The organism is Glycomyces sp. NRRL B-16210, from assembly GCF_000719515.1.
Classification (GTDB): domain Bacteria; phylum Actinomycetota; class Actinomycetes; order Mycobacteriales; family Micromonosporaceae; genus Glycomyces.
In genome coordinates, this window is record NZ_JOGR01000002.1 from 174335 (window position 1) to 194356 (window position 20022).

General features: G+C 70.3%; 16 protein-coding genes. 11 read left to right on the forward strand and 5 right to left on the reverse strand.

All coding sequences use genetic code 11. The features are described 5' to 3' along the window. Nucleotides 1-22 precede the first annotated feature (22 nt). The 7 genes from IF12_RS0103495 to IF12_RS0103525 all read left to right on the forward strand — a co-directional run bounded on the left by IF12_RS0103495 (nucleotide 23) and on the right by IF12_RS0103525 (nucleotide 8180). Nucleotides 23-1321: an ABC transporter substrate-binding protein gene (locus IF12_RS0103495; RefSeq protein ID WP_030154597.1), complete on the forward strand. Its 1299-nt coding sequence runs from the start codon at nucleotides 23-25 to the stop codon at nucleotides 1319-1321. Between the two features lie 2 nt (nucleotides 1322-1323). Next, nucleotides 1324-2250 (forward strand): carbohydrate ABC transporter permease, encoded by a 927-nt coding sequence (locus IF12_RS0103500; protein ID WP_030154598.1) that lies wholly within the window; start codon nucleotides 1324-1326, stop codon nucleotides 2248-2250. Between the two features lie 3 nt (nucleotides 2251-2253). Next, nucleotides 2254-3066 carry a carbohydrate ABC transporter permease gene (locus tag IF12_RS0103505; RefSeq protein WP_030154601.1) on the forward strand — a complete coding sequence of 271 codons (813 nt, stop codon included), beginning with the start codon at nucleotides 2254-2256 and terminating at the stop codon, nucleotides 3064-3066. Between the two features lie 79 nt (nucleotides 3067-3145). After that, on the forward strand, nucleotides 3146-4162 hold the full coding sequence (locus tag IF12_RS0103510) for a LacI family DNA-binding transcriptional regulator (RefSeq protein ID WP_030154604.1): 1017 nt from the start codon (nucleotides 3146-3148) through the stop codon (nucleotides 4160-4162). 79 nt (nucleotides 4163-4241) lie between these two features. Beyond that, the gene (locus IF12_RS0103515) at nucleotides 4242-6020 is read left to right on the forward strand and encodes a class I mannose-6-phosphate isomerase (protein WP_035748253.1); all 1779 of its coding nucleotides are present in this window, start codon (nucleotides 4242-4244) and stop codon (nucleotides 6018-6020) included. Then, nucleotides 6013-7278: an AGE family epimerase/isomerase gene (locus IF12_RS0103520; protein ID WP_051703921.1), complete on the forward strand. Its 1266-nt coding sequence runs from the start codon at nucleotides 6013-6015 to the stop codon at nucleotides 7276-7278. The genes IF12_RS0103515 and IF12_RS0103520 overlap by 8 nt, the downstream gene beginning before the upstream one ends. Next, entirely contained in the window at nucleotides 7275-8180 is a 906-nt protein-coding gene (locus IF12_RS0103525) for an ROK family protein (protein WP_030154610.1), read from the forward strand. Before IF12_RS0103520 ends, IF12_RS0103525 begins: the two co-directional genes overlap by 4 nt. A gap of 87 nt (nucleotides 8181-8267) precedes the next feature. Here IF12_RS0103525 and IF12_RS0103530 read toward each other — a convergent pair whose 3' ends face one another. Together IF12_RS0103530 and IF12_RS0103535 are read right to left on the reverse strand one after the other, a co-directional pair. Next, a complete protein-coding gene (locus tag IF12_RS0103530) occupies nucleotides 8268-9149 on the reverse strand; it encodes a carbohydrate ABC transporter permease (RefSeq protein WP_030154613.1) in 882 nt (293 codons plus the stop codon). Then, entirely contained in the window at nucleotides 9139-10080 is a 942-nt protein-coding gene (locus IF12_RS0103535) for a carbohydrate ABC transporter permease (RefSeq protein ID WP_030154615.1), read from the reverse strand. Before IF12_RS0103535 ends, IF12_RS0103530 begins: the two co-directional genes overlap by 11 nt. 325 nt (nucleotides 10081-10405) lie before the next feature. Between IF12_RS0103535 and IF12_RS0103540 the strand changes: the two genes are divergently transcribed. Together IF12_RS0103540 and IF12_RS0103545 are read left to right on the forward strand one after the other, a co-directional pair. Further along, on the forward strand, nucleotides 10406-11713 hold the full coding sequence (locus IF12_RS0103540) for an ABC transporter substrate-binding protein (RefSeq protein ID WP_166659581.1): 1308 nt from the start codon (nucleotides 10406-10408) through the stop codon (nucleotides 11711-11713). Between the two features lie 77 nt (nucleotides 11714-11790). Further along, nucleotides 11791-13485, forward strand: coding sequence for a hypothetical protein (locus tag IF12_RS0103545; protein WP_051703922.1), 1695 nt, complete (start codon nucleotides 11791-11793; stop codon nucleotides 13483-13485). Between the two features lie 319 nt (nucleotides 13486-13804). On the opposite strand, the gene IF12_RS0103550 is transcribed toward IF12_RS0103545, so the two are convergent. Together IF12_RS0103550 and IF12_RS0103555 are read right to left on the reverse strand one after the other, a co-directional pair. Then, nucleotides 13805-14677: a glycoside hydrolase family 43 protein gene (locus IF12_RS0103550; RefSeq protein ID WP_030154623.1), complete on the reverse strand. Its 873-nt coding sequence runs from the start codon at nucleotides 14675-14677 to the stop codon at nucleotides 13805-13807. Nucleotides 14678-14691: 14 nt separating this feature from the next. Next, nucleotides 14692-15321 (reverse strand): TetR/AcrR family transcriptional regulator, encoded by a 630-nt coding sequence (locus tag IF12_RS0103555; RefSeq protein ID WP_030154626.1) that lies wholly within the window; start codon nucleotides 15319-15321, stop codon nucleotides 14692-14694. 121 nt (nucleotides 15322-15442) lie between these two features. On the opposite strand from IF12_RS0103555, the gene IF12_RS0103560 reads away from it, so the two are divergent. Together IF12_RS0103560 and IF12_RS0103565 are read left to right on the forward strand one after the other, a co-directional pair. Beyond that, nucleotides 15443-16075 (forward strand): FMN-dependent NADH-azoreductase, encoded by a 633-nt coding sequence (locus IF12_RS0103560; protein WP_030154628.1) that lies wholly within the window; start codon nucleotides 15443-15445, stop codon nucleotides 16073-16075. Between the two features lie 217 nt (nucleotides 16076-16292). Continuing rightward, a complete protein-coding gene (locus IF12_RS0103565) occupies nucleotides 16293-18641 on the forward strand; it encodes an endo-1,4-beta-xylanase (RefSeq protein WP_051703924.1) in 2349 nt (782 codons plus the stop codon). 122 nt (nucleotides 18642-18763) lie between these two features. Here IF12_RS0103565 and IF12_RS0103570 read toward each other — a convergent pair whose 3' ends face one another. Beyond that, on the reverse strand, nucleotides 18764-19984 hold the full coding sequence (locus tag IF12_RS0103570; RefSeq protein WP_030154633.1) for a beta-1,3-glucanase family protein: 1221 nt from the start codon (nucleotides 19982-19984) through the stop codon (nucleotides 18764-18766). Between the last annotated feature and the right edge of the window lie 38 nt (nucleotides 19985-20022).

A 20022-nucleotide genomic window follows, 5' to 3' on the forward strand; every position in this document is an offset into this window, starting at 1 on the left:
CTCAGATCAAGGAGGATCACACATGTACCGCAGGTATGGCGTCAAACGCCGTTCACTTGTCACGGCGGTCGCCGCCGGCACCCCCGCCGCCATCGTGCTCGCGAGCTGCTCGCAGGGCTCGTCCTCGGGCGGCCAGGACGCGGGCGTCGTGACGCTCAACGGCGACCGGGCGGACTTCACCGACGCGTACGAGCTGGCGGGCGCCGAGCTCGAGAAGATCACCGGGTACGCCATCGAGCCGCGCAACGTCCCCTCTACCGAGAACTACCAGCAGGTCGTCCGCTCCTCGCTCCAGACCAGCAGCACCACCGACCTGGTGAAGTGGTGGAACGGCTACCGGCTCCAGGACCTGGCCCGCTCGGGCGGCCTGGCCGACCTCTCCGGCCAGTGGGACTCGGCCGCCGAGAAGGGCTGGGTGAACCCCGAGACCCGCGACAGCTTCAGCTACGACGGCAAGGTCTACGGCATCCCCATGTACAAGAGCTACTGGGTGATCTTCTACAACCGGCTCGTCTTCGACGAGGTCGGCATCGCGGCGCCGACGACCTGGGACGAGTTCGAGGACAACAACGCCAAGCTCCGGGACGCGGGGGTCACGCCCCTGTTCGCCACCCAGGAGGCCGGCTGGACCTCCTCCATCTGGTTCGCCGAGATCCTCTCGAAGCTCGACCCGCAGTTCTACACCGACCTGACCGCCGGCGAGGCGAAGTACACCGACGCGACCGCCCAGGAGGCCATGCGGATCTGGGCCGGCATGTACGCCGAGGGCTACTTCACCGCCGCCGACGTCGCCTGGGACTCCGAGCCCTCGCTCCTGGCGAGCGGCGAGGTCGCGCAGGTGCCGATGGGCACCTGGCGCAACGGTACCTTCGCCGAGGCCGGCCTGGGCGAGGGCGAGTACTCGGCGTTCCTGCTGCCCCCGTTCGACCCGGCCACCGCGCCGTCGGTGATCGTCGAGTCCGGCAGCATCTCGGTCGCCGAGAAGGCCCCCAACAAGGAGGCCGCGCTGGAGACGATGGCGAACTGGCTCGACCCGGCCGTGCAGCGGCCCTGGGTCGAGAACATCAAGGACACCTCCGCGAACCCGCAGGTCACCACCGACGACCCGGTCCTGGAGACCGTGCTCGAAGCGGTGAGCGAGCAGGAGCCGACCGAGCTGGTCCGCTACTGGGAGGCCAGCCCGCCCGCGCTCATCGAAGGCGGCGTGCAGCACCTCGGCGCCTTCATGGCCGACCCCACCGAGTCAAACATCATGCCCACGCTGGAGAACCTGCAATCGCTCGCCGACGACGAGTGGGCGCGGTGGGACGCGGGTTCGTAGCGATGACGCTGCTCGAAAAGCCGCGGGCGGAGGCGGGGGAGGACCGCCCCCGCCCCCGCCCGGGGCTCCCGCTGTCGACGAGGGACCGCCTCTCGGCCATACCGTTCCTGATCGGGGCGGTGGCGCTGGTCGGGGCCCTGCTGCTCGTCCCGTTCATCGCGACCGTCTACCAGAGCCTGACCCGCGACAACGGGTTCACCTCGACCTTCATCGGGTTCGAGAACTACCTGAACCTGCTGGAGAACCCGACCTTCGGCCGGTCCGTGCTCAACACCCTCATGTGGACGGTCGGCACCCTGATCCTCCCGGTGGGCGTCGGGCTGCTCATCGCCGTGCTCACCAACTCGGTGCCCGGCGGACGCTGGCTCAAGTACGTGTTCGTCCTGCCGTACGCCCTCTCCGGCACCGCCACCGCCGTCATCTGGGGATTCATCCTCCGCTCCGACGGCGCGCTCAACCAGGCGATCGAGTTCTTCGGCGGCGAGGCCTCCACCAGCGGCTGGCTGCTGTCGTGGCCCACCAACACGATCGTGATGATCGTCGCCAGCACCTGGCAGGCCACCGGCGTCACCGTCATCCTCTTCATGATCGGCCTCCAGGCGATCCCCAAGGAGGTCGTGCAGGCCGGCGAACTCGACGGCGCCTCCGGCCCGAGGCTGTTCTGGCACATCATCCTCCCGCAGCTGCGCCCGGTCACGGTCGTCGTCATCGGCATGTCGATCGCCAACAGCCTGCGGGTGTTCGACCTGATCTGGCTGCTCACCAAGGGCGGTCCCGGGGCCTCCTCGGAGACGCTCGCGGTCACCATGTACCGCCAGACCTTCATCCTCAGCGACTACGGGACGGGGGCCGCGGTGGCGGTCGTCCTCTCCGTCATCATCGTCGGAGCCTCGTGGTTCTACCTGCGGCACCAGCTGAAGCGAGGCTGACCCATGACACTCCGGATCATTCGCAACGTCCTGTTCTACGCGCTCGCGGTCGTGTGGGCGCTCCCGCTGTACCTGCTCGTCGTCAACGCGCTCACGCACGCGGCGAACTACGGCGGCGCCCCCTCGTGGGTCCCGAAGGGGTTCGGCTTCTTCGACAACCTCGCGACCGCCTGGGCCGAGTCCCAACTCGGCTACGGGATGCTCAACAGCCTGCTGTACTCCTCGGCCTCGGCGGGCATCGCGGTGCTCGCCGCGGGCATGGCCGGCTTCGCCGTCGTGGTGATGCCGACCAAGCGCCCGACCCTGTGGTTCTGGCTGATCTACCTGGGGACGCTCCTGCCCCTCCAGATCTTCCTGGCGCCGCTGTTCAGCAGCTACGTCTCGACCGGCATGTACGACACGAACCTCGGCATGATCCTCATCTACTCGGCGATCTGCGTCCCGTTCGCGTTCTTCATCGTCCGCAACTACCTCACCACGATCCCGCCCGAGATCCCCGAGGCGGCCAAGCTCGACGGCGCGGGATGGGCGCGGATGTTCCGCTCGATCCACCTCCCGCTGATCCGCTCGTCGCTGTTCGCGGCCTTCATCTTCCAGTTCACCTGGGTGTGGAACGACCTCCTGTTCGGCATCACCTTGACGACCAGCCCCGACCGGCGGCCGGTCATGGCGGCCCTGGCCGAGATCGACGGCGGCTTCTCCAGCTTCGGTCCGCCGGTCGTGCTCGCGGCCGCGATCGTGGCCTCGCTGCCGACGATCGTGCTGTTCCTGACCTGCCAGCGGTTCTTCGTGTCGAGTCTGCGGGCCGCCCGATGAGGCGTCCGGCAGGCGGCGGCATTCGCACGGGAGAGCGGAAGGGTTGAGCGATTTCATGGGAGCCATGGACAATGGTGAGATGTCGAACCCGAGATCGGTGCAGCGCGCGACCGCGCCGACCATTCACGACGTCGCGGCCGCGGCCGGCGTTTCGCCGATGACCGTCTCGCGGGTCCTCGGCGGCGGCAAGAACGTCCGGCCCGAGAAGATCCGGGCCGTACTGGACGCGGTCGCCGCGCTGGGCTACCGCAAGAACGAGAACGCCCGCAGCATCAGGCCCGGGCAGCGGACCGGCCTCATCGGCGTGATCATCACCAACGTGGCCAACCCCTACTACGCGCAACTGCAACTCGGGGCCGAAGAGGTGCTCGCCGGCGGCGGCTTCCGGATGCTCGTGGGCAACAGCGGCGAGGACGCCGACCGCGAGCGGGTGCTCGTCCACGACTTCGTGGGGCGCCAGGTCGACGGCCTGATCGTCGTCCCCTCCGGAACGGTCTCGGACCACCTGGAGACCGAGCGGGTCGGCGGCGTCCCGCTCGTGCTCGCCTCCCGCCGGATCGAGGGCCTGGCGACCGACACGGTGCTCATCGACGACGTCGCGGGCGCCTTCGAGGGCACCCGGCGACTCCTCGCCGAGGGCCACACGAGGATCGCGTACGTCGGCAACATCAAGTCCATCTTCACCAGTCGCCGCCGCCTGGACGGGTTCACGCGCGCGCACCTCACCGCGGGGCTCCCGGTCGATCCGGCGCTCGTCCGCGTCGGGCAGAACGACCCCGACGCCGCGCGCCGGGCGATGCTCGAACTGCTCGAGGTCCCCGATCCGCCCACCGCCGTGTTCAGCGAGAACAACCGGAACACCGTCGGCGTGGTCCGCGCGCTCACCGAGAAGCGCGTCCCGGCCGACCGCATGCGCCTGATGGGCTTCGACGACTTCGAGCTGTCGGACATGATCCCCTTCCCGCTCACGGTGATCGACCACGACGCGCGCGAACTCGGGCGCACCGCCGCCCAGATGGTCGTCGCGCGGCTGAACGGCGTCGCCGACGGATTGGCGCCCCAGCAGGTCCAACTCCCCACCACGCTGGCCGACTAGACCGCGCGCCGAATCGGTTCGAGGCTCCACGGGACCGCGGAACGTACCATTGATATCGATACCAAGAAAGTGAGTCGCAGTGACCGTCCATGACAGCGGATTCGTCTCCGCCTACGACAAGGCGCCGGCCGTCTCCCTTCCGGCGCAGCACGCCATCGTCCGCGACGCGGCGGTCTGGGAACGGATCCGCACCGCCGCGACCGACCGCGCCGACCGGCCCGCCATCGCGATCGACGCCTACCCCGGCACCGACCTCGACGCGCTCCGGGCCCAGCTGAGCGGCCACTTCGAGGGCTTCGACATCATCGACGTCGAGACGGCCGCGCGACCCACCGCCGAACTCGACCAGTGGATGAGCGACAACCTCACCGACGACCGCGTCCTCGGCGTCATGTCCCAGGCCGTCATCGACGCCGTCTACGACCCCGAGGCCGTCGAGGCCCTGCGCCGCCGCGTGGCCGCCCGCGAGAGCGGCGTCGTGCTCGTCGGCTGGGGCGCGGCCCACGTCGCCCCGGACGCCGACGTGCTCGTCCTCGGCGAACTCGCGCGCTGGGAGATCCAGACCCGCTACCGCGCCGGGATGCCCAACTGGCACGCCGCGAACCCCGACGAGGACGTCCTGCGCAAGATCAAGCGCGGCTACTTCGTCGAGTGGCGCATCGCCGACCGCCACAAGCGCCCCCTGTTCGACGCGGCCGACTTCGTCCTCGACCTCAACGACCCCGACCGCGCCGCGATGCTCACCGGCGACGGCTTCCGGGCGGGCCTGGCCGCGGCCGTCGCCCGGCCCTTCCGCGTCGTCCCCTACTTCGACCCCGGCGTGTGGGGCGGCCAGTGGATGCGGAAGGTCTGCGGGCTCGACGCCGAGCCGGTGAACTACGCCTGGGCCTTCGACTGCGTGCCCGAGGAGAACAGCCTGCTGCTCACCGACGGCGCGAGCACCTTCCAGATCCCCTCCATCGACGTGGTCTTCGCGCACCCGCGCGAGCTGCTCGGCGACCGCACGCACGCGCGGTTCGGCGCGGAGTTCCCGATCCGGTTCGACTTCCTCGACACCATGGAGGGCGGGAACCTCTCGCTCCAGGTCCACCCGATGACCGACTACATCCGCAACACCTTCGGCATGGCCTACACCCAGGACGAGAGCTACTACCTCCTCGACGCCGAGGACGACGCCCTCGTCTACCTCGGTCTGAAGACCGGCATCGACGCCGAGCGGATGGCGCGCGACCTGGCCGCCGCCGAAGCGGGGGAGATCTCCTTCCCGGCCGAGAAGTACGTCAACACCTTCCCCGCGCGCAAACACGACCACTTCGCGATCCCGGCCGGCACCATCCACTGCTCGGGCGCGAACTCGATGGTCCTGGAGATCTCCGCGACCCCGTACCTCTTCACCTTCAAGATGTGGGACTGGGACCGGCTCGGCCTCGACGGCCGCCCCCGCCCCATCCACCTCGACCACGCCATGAAGAACGTCCAATGGGACCGCGACACCGAGTGGACCACCGCGAACCTGGTCGACCGGGTCGAGCCGGTCGGCGAAGGCGAGGGGTGGACCGAGGAGCGCACCGGCCTGCACGAGCTGGAGTTCATCGAGACCCGCCGCCACTGGTTCACCGGCACCGCCCCCCACGACACGAACGGCACGGTCAACGTGCTCAACCTCGTCGAAGGAGACGAGGCGATCGTCGAGTCGCCCGAGGGCGCGTTCGAGCCGTTCGTCGTCCACTACGCCGAGACGTTCATCGTCCCCGCGGCGGTCGGCCGCTACACGATCCGCCCGCACGGCCGCGGCGAAGGCCAGCGCCTGGCGACGGTGAAGGCGTACGTGCGGGGGACGGAGCGGACCGATGCCTGAGCCGGGCCTCGCGGACGGGCCGCCGGGCGGGCCGTCGTGGCTGAGCGGCCCCGACCACCACGAGTGGCTCGCGGCCGAGGAACGACGGCTCGTCGGCTTCTACGAGGCGCACGCGCTCGACGACCGGATCGGCTACGCGCCCTTGGACGCCGAAGGGAACCCCGAGACCGGCGCCGACCGCGAACTGTGGCTGACCTGCCGGATGATCCACTGCTTCGCGCTTGAACACCTCCGCGGCCGACCCGGCGCGGCGGCCGTCGCCGCCCACGGCCTGCGGGCCCTGAACGAGTGGTTCGCCGACGGCGAGCACGGCGGCTGGTTCGCCGCGGTCGCCCCCGACGGCACCGCCGCCGACACGACGAAGAGCGCGTACGGGCACGCCTTCGTGATCCTCGCCGGGGCCTCGGCGGCGCAGGCCGGCCTCCCCGGCGGCGCCGCGCTGCTCGCCGAGGCCCTCCGGGTCGTCGACGAGCGATTCTGGCGTCCCGACGAGGCGGCCGTGGTCGACGCCTGCACCCGCGAGTGGGCCGTGACCGAACCCGACTACCGCGGCCAGAACGCGAACATGCACCTCGCGGAGGCGTACATGGCCGCGTCCGAGGCGCTCGCGGACGACCGGCACGCGGTGCGCGCGATGCGCATCGCGGAGCGGATCATCGACCGCGCCGCCCGCGAGCGGCACTGGCGCGTCCCCGAGCACTTCGACGCGACCTGGACGGTCGTGCCCGACTACAACGCCGACGCGCCCGCCGATCGGTTCCGCCCCTTCGGCAGTCTCGTCGGGCACTGGTTCGAGTGGAGCCGCCTGCTCCTCCAGCTCGACGCGCTGCTGCCCGGACGTGCGCCCTGGGCGGTCGAGGCCGCGCGCGAGCTGTTCGCGGCGGCCGTCGCCGACGGCTGGGACCGCGACCGGGGCGGCCTCGGGTACAGCGTCGACTTCGAGGGCCGCCCGGTCGATCCGACCCGGATGCACTGGGTGCTCGCCGAGGCGATCGGCGCCGCGGCCGGCCTCGCCGCCGCGACCGGCGAGGCCGGGTACGAACGCTGGTACCGGGCCTTCTGGGACTGCGTCGCCACCCGCCACCTCGACCGGCGCGGGGGCGGCTGGTGGCACGAGCTCGACGCGGACGGCGCGCCAAAGGGGGACACTTGGGCGGGCAAGCCCGATCTGTACCACGCGCTGCAAGCGACGCTCTACGCCCGTTCGCGGCCCGGCGCGGGTCTGGTCGCGGCGGCCCGGGAAGGGAGGCGGCCGTGAGCGCGCAGCCGCTGCTGGAGATCGGCGGGACCCATGTCACCGCCGCCCTGGTCGACCCGTCCGACTGGACGGTGATCGAGGAGTCCCGGTTCGGCGTGGACGCCGCCGCGGCGGCGGGCGACCTGCTCGACGCCTTCGCGGCCGCCGCGCGCGCCGTGGGGCCCGGCACCACCCGGCGCTGGGGCATCGCGATCCCCGGCCCGTTCGACTACGCCCACGGCGTCGGCGACTTCACGGGGGTCGACAAGTTCGCCGCGCTGCGGGGCGTGGACGTCGCCGACGGGCTGCGCAGGCGCTTGGAGGACCGCGCGAGCGAGTTCGTGTTCGTCAACGACGCCGACGCGTTCGCGATGGGCGAGTGGGTCGCCTTGGACGCCCATGTCCAGCGGGCGGTCTTCCTCACCCTCGGCACCGGCGTCGGGTCGAGCTTCCTGTCCGCGGGGACGCCGGTGGCCGAGGCCCCCGGGATCCCGGTGAACGGCGAGGTCCACCGTCTGCACTGGCAGGGCCGCCCGATCGAGGAGACCGTCTCGCGCCGGGCCCTCATCCGCGCCTACGCCGAGCAGACCGGCCGCTCCCTGGACGTGCACGAGATCGCCCGCGAGGCGAAGCGGGGTGACGAGGCCGCCCGGTCGGTCTTCTACCGGCGCCTGTACGCCCTCGGCGCGTGCATCGCCCCTGCCGTGGAGGCCTTCGATCCGCAGGCGGTCGTCGTCGGCGGCTCCATCGCCGGCTCCTGGGACCTGGTTCGCGGCCCGCTCACCGAGGGTCTGACCGAGGCGAGCCCGATCAGCGGGACCCGGGCCCGCGTGCAGCGGGCCCGCTCGGCGGGCGTGGCCCCGCTGATCGGGACCGCACGCGCCGCCGCACTCCTGCGGCCGGCCGTCGCGCCGGTGCCCTGACGGGCGGTTGTCACGTCTCGTGCCGGGCCCGATCCGCCGGGCCCGGCACGATGATTTATTGAATCGTTACAGAGCCCCGCCGGGGCCTCACTTGATGCCCGTGGTGGTGATGCCCTTGATCAGGAACCGCTGTCCGAAGAGGAACACCAGGAACATCGGCAGCAGCGAGACCACGCTCATGGCGAACATCGAACCGTAGTCCGAACTCGACTGTGCATCGAGGAACCCCTTGAGCGCCAGCGATACCGGCCAGGACTCGGGCAGCCGCAGGTACACGAGCGGTCCGAAGAAGTCGCCCCAGGTCCAGATGAACGTGAAGATCGCGGTGGTCGCCAGGGCCGGTGTGATGAGCGGGAACGTGATGTTCAGGTAGCACCGGAAGTGGCCCGCGCCGTCGATGCGGGCCGCCTCGAATATCTCCTTCGGCAGGCCCCGGATGAACTGGACCATCAAGAAGACGAAGAACGCCTCGGTCGCGAGGAACTTCGGGGCGATGAGCGGCAGGAACGTGTTCAGCCAGCCAAGTTCCTTGAAGATCACGAACTGCGGGACCATGAGCACCTGGAACGGCAGCATGATCGAGCCGAGCATGATCGCGAAGGCCAGGTTCCTGCCGCGGAACTTCAAGCGCGCGAAGGCGTACGCGGCCATCGAGCACGAGACGAGGTTCCCCAGGATCGCCCCGAACGCGATGATCGAGGAGTTCACTATGTACACGCCGAACGGGGACTGGAGGTCGTTCCAGCCGTTGACGTAGTTCTCGGGCGTGAGGTCGGTGGTGAAGATGCTCAGGTCGCGGAAGATGTCCGCGTTCGGCTTGAAGCTCGACACCAGCAGCCACACGAGCGGGTAGATCATGACCGCCGAGAGCACGATGAGCATGGTGTGCTTGGCGATCGATCGCGTCAGCCGCGCCCAGGGGGCGGGGGTGCGGACCGGGCGGGGGCGGGTTTCGGTCTCAGTCGTCATAGAACACCCAGTACTTCGAGAGCCAGAAGTTGAACGCGGTGAAGGCCGCGACCACGAGCACGAGGAACCAGGCCATCGCGGAGGCGTAGCCCATGTCGAGCTCGTTGAACGCTTCCTTGTAGAGCAGGAGCGTGTAGAACATCGTCGAGTCGCCCGGTCCGCCGGTGCCGCCGGAGACCACATAGGCCTGTGTGAACGCCTGGAACGCGAAGATGATCTGGAGGACGAGGTTGAAGAAGACGATCGGGGTGAGCAGCGGCAGCGTGATGGCGAAGAACTGCCGCGACCTGCCCGCACCGTCGATCGAGGCCGCCTCGTAGAACATCTCCGGGATCTGGCGCAACCCGGCCAGGAAGATCACCATGGGCGAGCCGAACGTCCATACATTGAGGACGATGAGAGTGCCGAGCGCGTAGTCGGGGTGGCCGATCCAGCCCGGCCCGTCCACGCCGAACCAGGCGAGGAACCCGTTGACCAGGCCCTCCTTGCCGAACACCTGGCGCCACAGGATCGCGATCGCGACCGACCCGCCCAAGAGGCTCGGCAGGTAGAAGATCGAGCGGTACAGCGACAGGCCGCGCATCCCCTTGTCCAGCAGCATGGCCAGTGCCAGCGCGAGGGCGAGTTGGATCGGGACTCCGACGAGCACATAGGTCACCGTGACGCGGAAGGAGTTCCAGAACCGCGCGTCGCCGAACATCGCGGTGAAGTTGTCGAGTCCGGTCCATTGGGGTGGTTGCAGGAGATTGTAGTCGGTGAAGGACAGGTAGAGCGAAGCGATCATCGGGCCGATGGTGAGCCCGGCGAGGCCGACGAACCAGGGGAGCAGGAACAGCAGCGCCGTCTTGTTGTCCGGGTATCGCTCCTTTCCACGGGATTGCTTTCGGTCCTTGCCTTTCGCGAGTTTGCGCAGCTCGCCGAGACTGCTCATGCGACCTCCTCGGCGTCGTTGGGTCCATAAGGGAGAAAGAGATTTCGTGACAGGGAAGATTATGACCCCCGTCGAGGGAATCGTCAATCGACCCACGTCAATCTCTTTAGGGTGATTCAGGCACAGTGATCAACTTCTACCACTCCTGCCCGTCTAGGTCAATGCATTGACATGGAACGATTCAAATGCTAACTTCTCGCGCAAGCGGTCCCAGTCCCCGGCAGACCCGGCCGCGCCCTCACACCCACCCCTGGCGGCATTCATCCCGTTGGGGGCCAATCAGTATGGCGGCTCGCCGCCACGATTTTCGAAACGAGGGGCAATGATGCGCACAAGACGTTCGCGCGCGGTCGTCGGGACGGTCGCCGCGGCGACCCTGGTCCTCTCCGGCTGCTTCGGCTCGAGCGGCGGAGGCGGCGGGGAGTACGACCCCGACGAGGAGATCGAACTCGAGATCTCCTGGTGGGGCGACGACGACCGCGCCCGACTCTTCGCCGAGGTCATCGACCTGTTCGAGGACGAATACCCCAACATCACCGTCGTCGAGACGCCCGTGGGCGCCCCCGACGACCTGTTCAACCGCCTCGCCACCGACTTCGCCGGCGGCGGCGACACCGCCCCCGACGTCTTCGCGCTCGGCGGCGCCAAGCCCCAGGAGTACGGCGAACTCGGCGCACTCCTCGACCTGTCCACCGTGTCCGACCAGCTCGACACCTCGAAGTACCCCGAGTTCTCGCTCACCAGCGCCCTCGTGGACGACACCCTCTACGGCCTGCCCACCGGCGGCAACGCGACCGCCGCGTTCATCAACGTCGGCCTCTTCGAGGAGGCCGGAGTGACCGTCCCCGAGGCGGGCTGGACCTGGGACGAGCTGGTGGAGGCCGCCGCCACCATCGGCAACGCCGGGCTCACCAACGCCGAAGGCAACGCCGTCTACGGCCTCGACCTGCGCATCCAGGACATCCTGGGCACCTACGCCGCGCAGCTGAGCGACGTGGGCATGTACGACTGGGACGGCACCCTCGGCGTCGACGCCGCGCAGATCGCGACCTGGTACGAACTCGAGGCCAGGCTCCTCGAAGAGGGCGCCCTGCCCGACCCGTCGATCGTGACCGCCAACTGGCAGCTCCCGCCCGACCAGCAGCCCTTCACCCTCGGGCAGGCCGCGATCACCTTCGGCTACACCAACCTCATGTCCGCCTACAGCGCCGCCGGCGACGTGCAGATGCTGCTGCCGCCGACCGACACGGAACTCTCGGGCATCGCCCTGCTGCCCTCGGCGTTCTGGTCGATCAACGCGGCCAGCGAGCACCCGCAGGCCGCGGCCATGCTCCTCGACTGGTTCCTGCACGAGCCCAAGGCCGCCGAGCTCATCCTCGACACCCGCGGCGTCCCCTTCAACCCCGACACGCTCGCGGTCGTCTCCCCGCTCCTGGAGGGACCGGCCCAGACCGCCGCCGAGTACGTCGGCGTCATCTTCGAAGAGGGCGTCGTCGCCCCGCCCCAGCCCGCGGGCGGCGCGATCATGAACGAGCTCTCGCAGCGCATGGAGACCGAGGTGCTCTTCGGCCGGATGACCCCGGACGAGGCCGCCGCGCAATGGGTCGACGAACTCGCCGCCGCGCTCGAGTGATCCCCGACTGAACCCCTGAAGGAGGCGGGACGCGACCCGTCCCGCCTCCTCTTCCCAACCGCCACAGGAGGCATCGGTTGCAGCCGATCGAGGAGGCGCTCGCGCGCCTGCGCGCGGGCGACGCGTCCGAACGCGCCCGGATCACCGGCACGGGACTGGCGTCCGGCCTCGCCGAGGCCGGGGTCGGCTTCGCCGCGGTCGGCGGCCCGGTCGAGGAGCGCTGGCACCAGGCGCTTTCGGAACTCGCCCAATGCATCCGCCCGCTCGGCGGCAGCGCGCCGGTCCTCGACGAGGGCGGCGTCTACGCGGGCGCGTGGATCGAGAGCACCGGCACGATCAACGCCGAGGTGCTCGCGCGCTTCGCGCCGGAGATCGCCCGCGACACCCACCTGCTGTTCGCCGCGCACCAGCGCGAGGACGGCATGATCCCGTACAAGGTCACCGACGCCGGGCCGGGCTTCAGCCAGATCCAGATCGTGACGCCCCTGGCGCGCACCGTCTGGGACCACTACCGCCTCACCGGCCGCGACAAGTCCTTTCTGGACACGATGTTCCGGGTGATGGGCCGGTTCGACCGGTGGCTCGCCCGCTACCGCGACACCCGCGGCACCGGCGGCGTGGAGGCGTTCTGCACCTTCGACACCGGCCACGACCTCTCCCCGCGGTTCTGGTTCGCGCCCGACCGCGCCTTCCGCGGCGACGCCCGCCACTGCGACCCCGACTCGCCGATCCTGCCCTACGTCGCACCGGACCTCACCGCGAACGCGGCCTGCCAGCGCGCCTACCTCGGGCTCATCGCCGAGGAGCTCGGTGAGGACGGCGGCCCGTGGCGGCGGGAGGCGGACGCCGCGGCGGCGGCGCTCGCCGCCCAGTGCTTCGACCCGGGCGACGGGATGTACTACGACCGCGACCGCGCTGGCGAGCTGGTGCGGGTCCAGTCGGACGTGCTGCTGCGGGTCCTCGCCTGCGAGATCGGCGACGGCGCGTTCTTCGAGCGCGCGCTTCGCGACTACCTGATGAACACCTGCAAGTTCTTGTCCCACTACGGTTTCACCTCGCTGGCGCTGGACGATCCGCGGTTCGACGCCGACGCCTCGCGCAACTCCTGGGGCGGGCCGGTCAACTTCCTGACGCTGCTGCGGGCCCCGCGGGCCTTCGAGCACCACGGCCACGGCGCCGAACTCGCGGTGGCGACGGCCCCGGTCCTGGCCGCGACGGCGGTCGCCGACCGCTTCCCGCAGTGCCTGGACCCGTGGTCGGGCGCGGCCGGTTTCACCTCGGTGTACTCGCCGTCGATCCTGTGGTTCCTCGACGCGGTGGAGCGCTCGTGCGGGATCCTGCCGCGACCGGACGGCGAAGTGCACTTCACGGGCCTGGCGCCCACGCGCCTCGATCATGGAGCGGCGGCTGAGGCGACCGCGTATGCGCGCCGGATCGGCGGCGCGCGTTGGGAACTGGCGGCGGACGATGAGCGGGTCGAGGTGCATCGGGAAGGCGCGCTGCGATTCGCGTTCCCGCGCGGCTGGCGGGTGGTGACGGATGAAGCGGGGGAGCTGCGGGCGGTGGTGGGCATGAGCCCGGCGACGGTGAAGGGCGACCTCGAAATTCACGGCGGCGAAGTCCACGGCGGCGAGGCCGGGGACGCGGCACCGATGGTGCGCGTGCCGTTGTCGGTGGAGGCGAACGAGAGAGTCGAGTTCGGCCCGGAAGGCGACATCACAGCCCGAACATCGGTCCCGTTCGTGCCTCCGCGCGCGGGCCGAGCGGGATAGGCGACCACCGGCTGGCCCGAGCGTTGATGAGCGACACTCGGGTTCGCCATCGCCCCCGAAGCAATGGTTGCGCGGGGGTGTGACTACGCCTTGCGGGTGAGCTGCGAGTGGCCGGGGCTCTGCCATCCCTATCCCCCACCCTCCCGAGAGGGGAAGGAAGTCTCGGCCGATCGTTGCTCGCGGGTCTGACAAGAAACGGGTCGAAACAGCCCGGCACGGCGGAGGTTCACCGGATCGAGGGAGTGAACGCGCGGGGTGCTCGCTTGCGGGGAGCGGGGTGTCGGCTGACGGCGCTCGTTTGCGGCCGCCCGGTCGTCGATCAGCGCAGGGCGAGTCCCTCTTCGCCCTCCTCGACCTCGATGAACCGGGCCCGCTCGTCCGGGGTGCGGTTGGGGTGGTGCAGCGCCAGCCGCAGGCCCCCGTCGGGCCCGGTGAAGACCATCCCGTGCCCGCCGTCGGTGGGCCACAACGCCTTCGGCGCCTGCGTCCACGGCCCGGCGACGCTCCCGGACTCAGACGTCGCCACGCCCAGCGCGTAGCCCTCCTCGCCCATGCTCGACCACAGCATGAGCAGCCGCCCGTCCCCGGTGCGGTGCAGGTACGGCCCGTCGGTGACGTGCGCGATCATCTCGGGCCGGTGGATCGGCCGCGCCCACGGCGCCTGCGAGGCGGTGAACAGCAGCCGCGGTTCGCCTTCGGCCGCACGCAGATCCTTGGTCAATCGCACCGCCTGGACCTCGCCGTCGCCGACGTCCTTCCACTCGTGGCAGAACACCAGGTACGGCACGCCGTCCTCGACGTGCAGCGTCCCGTCGAGGCATTCCCACTCCGGCGGCGTGAGCGGCCCGTCCGACCACGGCTCGTACGGCCCTTCGGGCCGCGCCGACCGCAGCGCCTGGGTCCCGCGCCGGCGCCCTTCGGCCGTGAATGTCGCGAACATGTAGAACGCGCCCTCGTAGCGGTGCACTTCCGGCGCCCAGTACTGGGTGTGGGACCAGAAGTCCGCGGCGGGCCGGAAGGCCGGGACCGGCCCGTGCCAGTGCTCCAGGTCGGCGCTCCAGTACGCGTCGAAGCCCGTCGCCGGGCCCTTCCAGATGTCCTCGTCGGTGCTCCCGAACAGGTAGTACCGCTCCTCCTCAACCACGTGGAGCACGAACGGGTCGCGGATCTGTATGTCGCGCAGGGAAGGCATGGGGCGTCCTCTCGTCAGGGCCGGTCGGCGGGGGTTTGCTGCGGCAGCAGGCGCTCGACGAGCGTCCGCCAGCTCTCGGTGAGCAGGTGCTCGGCCTCCCGCGGCGACCGGGGCTCGTCGGAGGCCAGGAACATCAGCGGCGGGCCTTCGAGCGCCGCCTTGAGCATGATCGCGAGGCCGTCCGGCTCGCCCAGGTCCGGGTCGGCCTGGACGAGCAGCACCCGCAGGTGCAGGGCCGTCATGTCCACTTCGCCCTCCGGCAGTGGCTGCCCGCGCTCGATCGCCGCCCGTGCGAGCGTCCGGTGCTCCAGCAGGAACCGGATCCGCGCCCTGCCGTAGGCGACCAGGCGCTCGACCGGGTCGGCGCCCGGTCCCAGCGGCGGCGGGCCCGACAGCACCAGCTCCTGGAAGCGGCGCTCGTCGGCCTCGATGAGCGCCCGGAAGATCCCGGCGCGGGTCCCGAAGCGCCGGAAGACGGTGCCCTTGCCCAGGCCGGCCCGCTCGGCGAGGGCGTCCATCGTGACCTTGTCCACGCCGTGCTCGGCGATCATCAGGCGCGCCGCGTCGAGCAGGTGCTCGCGGTTGCGCGCCGCGTCGGCGCGTTCGGCGCGCGGCCTTCCGAAGGGCACCAGAGGTCGATCCACGAGGACAATCTACCTCCCGGAAATATAAGCGGGGTAAAGTCCGTTTAATATGGCGCGGGTCCGGTCCGACGACGCCCCGGACGCCGCCGCCGACACTCCACCGACCGAAGGAAACCGAACGATGAACCTGTTCCGCCTGGACGCCAGCATCCTGCCCAACGTCTCCACCAGCGCCCAGATCGCCGACCTCACCGAGAAGGAGTGGACCGAGGCCCACCCCCACAGCACCGTCGTCCGCCGCCACCTCGGCGCCGACCCGCTGCCGGCCGACGCCTGGGTCCAGGCCACGACCGCCGCGTTCGGCCCCGCCGAGGACCGCACCCCGGCCCAGCGCGACGCGGTCGACCTCGCCGCCGCGCTGGCCGAGGAGATCCAGGCCGCCGACGCCGCGATCCTGGCCGTGCCGCTGTACAACTACGGCGTCTCCCAGCACTTCAAGACCTGGGTCGACCTGGTCATCGCCGGGGCCGGGCCGACCACGCCGGTGCTCAAGGGCAAGCCCGCGGTCCTGGTCACCACGCTCGGCGGCGGCTACGGCCCCGGCGCGCCGCGCGAGGGCTGGGACCACTCGACGCCCTATCTCGAACGCGTCGTCGGTGACATCTGGGGCGCCGACCTCACCCTCATCAAGCGGGAGCTGACGCTCGCGGCGACCACGCCGGGCATGGAGTCCCTGCGCGAGCTCGCCGAGCGCGAGCACGAGGAGGCCCTCGCCGCGGCCCGCGATGCCGGGCGCGCGCTCGCCGGGAACTGACCGCCGGTCCCAGGGGCGCCGGTCCGATTCGGGTCCGGCGCCCCTTTCGCGCGCCGGGCGGAACGGGCATTCGGGCACAGGCCGCTGTGAGGCAGGACCCGCGATTGACAGGCGTGGATATCCCCCTTACCATGGCACCACCCCATCCGAAAGTTTCACGAAACCTCTGAAACTTTCGGAGCGCCTTATCCCTCCTCCGCAACGGAGCTGAAACAGCATGAATGTTCAACCCCGCGACCGGCAGCGGCGCCTGCGAACGCTTGCCGCCGGAACCGGCGCACTGATCCTGCCCGCGGCGCTCGCCTTCGCCCAGCCCGCCGCCGCCCAGGACCCGACCGTGGTCTACTCCTCCGACTTCGAGGACGGGACCGTCGGCGACTGGGCCCCCCGCGGCCCGGTCGAACTCACCGTCGAAGACGGCGCCCTCCTGACCACCGGCCGCGACGCCGACTGGCACGGCCCCTCGCTCGACATCACCGAGCACATCGTCCCCGGCGGCCTGTACGAGATCTCCGTGAGCGTCCGCTTCGCGGATGGCAGCGACGGCGACCAGCTCACCACCACCGTCCAGCGCGAGGACGGCGGCGGCACCTCCTACGACAGCATCGTCTACCAGGCCGCGGCCGGGACCGACTGGACCGAGCTCACCGGCGAGTACAGCATCACCTCGCCCGCCGACACGCTGACCTTCTACGTCGAGTCGCCCACCGTGGACGCCTCCTACCTGATCGACGACTTCTCGATCACCGAGCTCGAACCGCCCGGGATCGAGCCGGACATCCCCTCGCTCCAGGACGTCTTCGCCGACGAGTTCCTCATCGGCGCGGCGGTCGACTCCCGCGACCTGGTCGAGCCGTACTCGGACCTGCTGAACAAGCACTTCAACTCGATCTCGGCCGAGAACCACATGAAGCCCGACGCCATCCAGCCCACCGAAGGCACCTTCACCTTCGCGGCGGCCGACGAGCTCGTCGAGTACGCCGAGGCCAACGGCCAGCAGGTCTGGGGCCACACCTTCCTGTGGCACACCGGGCAGACCCCCGAGTGGTGGTTCGAGTACCCCGCGGGCCACCCGAACGCCGGGGAGCCCATCGGCAACTCCGAGGCCGACCGCGAGATCATGCGCAACCGGCTCGCGGCCCACATCGGGGCCATCGCCGACCGCTACGGCGACCGCATCTGGGCCTGGGACGTCGTCAACGAGGTCATCAGCGACAACAACTCCGAGGTCTACCGCAACACCCGCTGGTCTCAGATCTTCGACGGCCCCTCCTACATCGCCGAGGCCTTCCTGATCGCGCGCGAGCAGTTCGACGAGGCCGGCGCGAGCGACGTCAAGCTCTTCATCAACGACTACGGCACCGAGAACCCCGGCAAGCGGGACAACCTCTACAACCTGGTCGAGGAGCTGCTCGCCGACGGCATCCCCGTCGACGGCGTGGGCCACCAGACCCACATCAACCTCAACACCTCGATCCAGCAGGTCGAGGACAGCATCGTCAAGTTCGACCAGCTCGGCGTCCTCCAGGCCATCACCGAACTCGACGTCGTCATCGGCGCGCCGGGCGAGGGCGTGGACTTCCCCGAGTACGAGGCGCGCCTGATCGAGCAGGGCCACTACTACCGCGACCTGTTCGAGGTCTTCCGCAACCACGCCGACAAGATCGAGCTGGTCACCCTCTGGGGCCTGCACGACGGCCGGACCTGGCAGCGCACCCGCGAACAGCCGCGACCGCTGGAGAGCCCGCTCGTCTTCGACGACGCCCTCCAGTCCAAGTGGGCCTACTGGGGCATCGTGGACCCGAGCCGCCTGCCCGACATCCCCGACGGCGAGGCCCCCGAGTTCGCCCGCGTCCAGATCCCGCTCGCCGACGCCGCTCCGGCGATCGACGGCGAGAGGGACGCGGTCTGGGACTCCGCCGCGACCGTCGCCACCGAGGTGACCGTCGAGGGCTCCGGCGACGGCGCGAAGGCCGACGTCTCGCTCCTGTGGGACGAGAACGGGTTCTACGCCCTCTTCGAGGTCACCGACCCGAGCCTGGACGAGGGCAGCTCCAACCCGTGGGAGCAGGACTCGGTCGAGGTGTTCTTCAACCCCGGCCACACCCGCTCCGGCGGCTACGACGAGGCCGACGGCCAGTACCGCGTGAGCTTCACCAACGCGGTCAGCGTGGGCGGCAACGGACCCCTGGCCGGTGACGTCACCACCGCCACGGCCGTCACCGACACCGGCTACCGGGTCGAGATCGCGCTCGAACTGGCCGAGGAGTACGCCCAGGTCGGCACCGAGCACGGCCTGGACCTCCAGGTCAACGACGGCACCGACGGGGCCCGCACCGCGGTCCACACCTGGTACGACCCGACCGGGCTGTCGTTCAACACCAACGCGAACTGGGGCATCGGCGAGTTCGTCGAGGAGATCGAGGACGGCTCCGGCGGCGGCAAGCTGCCGACGACCGGCGCGACCCTGACCATCGCCGTCAGCGCCGCCGCGGCCCTGGCCCTGGCCGGAGCGGCCCTGGTGTTCATGCGACGCCGCCGCGCCGCCGCCAACTGGGGCGAGTAACCGAATAGAGGAGAGGTCGGGACCGCGCCACCCCCGCGCGGCCCCGCCCCCTCCTCACCGAGATCCGACGAGATGAGAGCGGGCCGCGCCGTAAGGCGCGGCCCGCGTCGCTTCGCGTGCGATCAGGTGACGGTGAGCGTCCACCGGGACGGGTTGCCGTCGAAGGCCACGCCCGACTGGTCCGGGGTCTCGTCCGGGGTCACGTCGTCGTACGGGAACGCGTACCCGATCGGCGAGTTCGCGTGCACCGCACGGGCGTAGTGGTTCGTCACCGGGTGCGCGTAGAAGTCCCCGACGCCCGGCCCGTTCGGCTGGTCGGCGTGACTGTGGACGGTGGAGCGGTTGAACGCCGCCGCGAGGCGCGCCAGGGCGCCCTTCTTCTCCTCGGAGTCCGAGGGGATGTTCGCGAACGGCCCGTGGTCGCAGGTGAACACGTCCCAGGCCCCGGGCTTGGTGAACGTGGAGCCGTCGTCGAACACGAGCGTGTCGCCTTGGACGCGGCCGGTGAGGATCCCGCGCCCGCCTTGGAGGTCGATGCGCAGATCGGTGCCGCGGTAGGTCTCCCACACCTGGTCGGCGTACTCGTCCCAGTAGCCCGCGAACGGCATGTCCGGCTGGCCCACGTGCGGGGCCATGATGTTCTGCGGCGACATGACCCGCAGGATGCCCTGGTCGCCGTGCATCACGAGGTCGCCCCACGGGTAGCCGTCGGCCGCGGCCTGCGCCTCGAGGTCCGCCGCGATCGCCTCGATCGCGCTGTGCGGCAGCGCCTCCACCGTGTGGTCACCGTCGCCTTCGAGCCGCATCCCGATCGGGAGCGCGGTGACGAGGTCCACGTAGCTGATGTTGGCGAACAGCTGCACGTCGTTGAAGGTGAACTCGCAGAAGGAGACGATCTTGCCGAAGTTCGCGTCGGCCTCGTTGTGCAGCGCCGGTTCGACCAGCGCCGGACCGGGGTTCACGTAGAAGTCCAGTGTGGACTCTCGCACGAAGTAGACCCGCGCGCCGTACATGCGCGGCAGCGTCAGCACCACCGGCGCGGCGCCGGGGGCGCCGAGCGGGATCGAGGCGTCCACCGGCAGCGGCGTCTGGGGCCCGGGGGGCTCTTCGATGTAGTACGGGCCCTGGCCGGCCCGCAGGAGCATCATGCGGTCGGTGCCGAACTCGCGCCCGGTCACGTAGGCGTTGACGCTGCCCGCGTCGGTGTCGTTGACGAGCGCCAGCTCGCACGTCTCCGGTGCGGCCGAGGCGGTCGGCACCGCGAACGAGCGCCACCAGGGCGAGCTCGCGGCGACGGCCCCGACGGCCGCGGTAGCGGTGATCATGGATCTTCGCGAAACCATATAAAACCTCCTAAATAGTGAGGAGTTTGAGGAATTCG

Coding starts and splice junctions, on each gene's coding strand:
- IF12_RS0103530 (WP_030154613.1), bottom strand. CDS start 9,149: ATGACGACTGAGACCGAAACCCGCCCCCGCCCGGTCCGCACCCCCGCC.
- IF12_RS0103520 (WP_051703921.1), top strand. CDS start 6,013: ATGCCTGAGCCGGGCCTCGCGGACGGGCCGCCGGGCGGGCCGTCGTGG.
- IF12_RS0103535 (WP_030154615.1), bottom strand. CDS start 10,080: ATGAGCAGTCTCGGCGAGCTGCGCAAACTCGCGAAAGGCAAGGACCGA.
- IF12_RS0103570 (WP_030154633.1), bottom strand. CDS start 19,984: ATGGTTTCGCGAAGATCCATGATCACCGCTACCGCGGCCGTCGGGGCC.
- IF12_RS0103495 (WP_030154597.1), top strand. CDS start 23: ATGTACCGCAGGTATGGCGTCAAACGCCGTTCACTTGTCACGGCGGTC.
- IF12_RS0103540 (WP_166659581.1), top strand. CDS start 10,406: ATGCGCACAAGACGTTCGCGCGCGGTCGTCGGGACGGTCGCCGCGGCG.
- IF12_RS0103505 (WP_030154601.1), top strand. CDS start 2,254: ATGACACTCCGGATCATTCGCAACGTCCTGTTCTACGCGCTCGCGGTC.
- IF12_RS0103510 (WP_030154604.1), top strand. CDS start 3,146: ATGTCGAACCCGAGATCGGTGCAGCGCGCGACCGCGCCGACCATTCAC.
- IF12_RS0103500 (WP_030154598.1), top strand. CDS start 1,324: ATGACGCTGCTCGAAAAGCCGCGGGCGGAGGCGGGGGAGGACCGCCCC.
- IF12_RS0103565 (WP_051703924.1), top strand. CDS start 16,293: ATGAATGTTCAACCCCGCGACCGGCAGCGGCGCCTGCGAACGCTTGCC.
- IF12_RS0103550 (WP_030154623.1), bottom strand. CDS start 14,677: ATGCCTTCCCTGCGCGACATACAGATCCGCGACCCGTTCGTGCTCCAC.
- IF12_RS0103560 (WP_030154628.1), top strand. CDS start 15,443: ATGAACCTGTTCCGCCTGGACGCCAGCATCCTGCCCAACGTCTCCACC.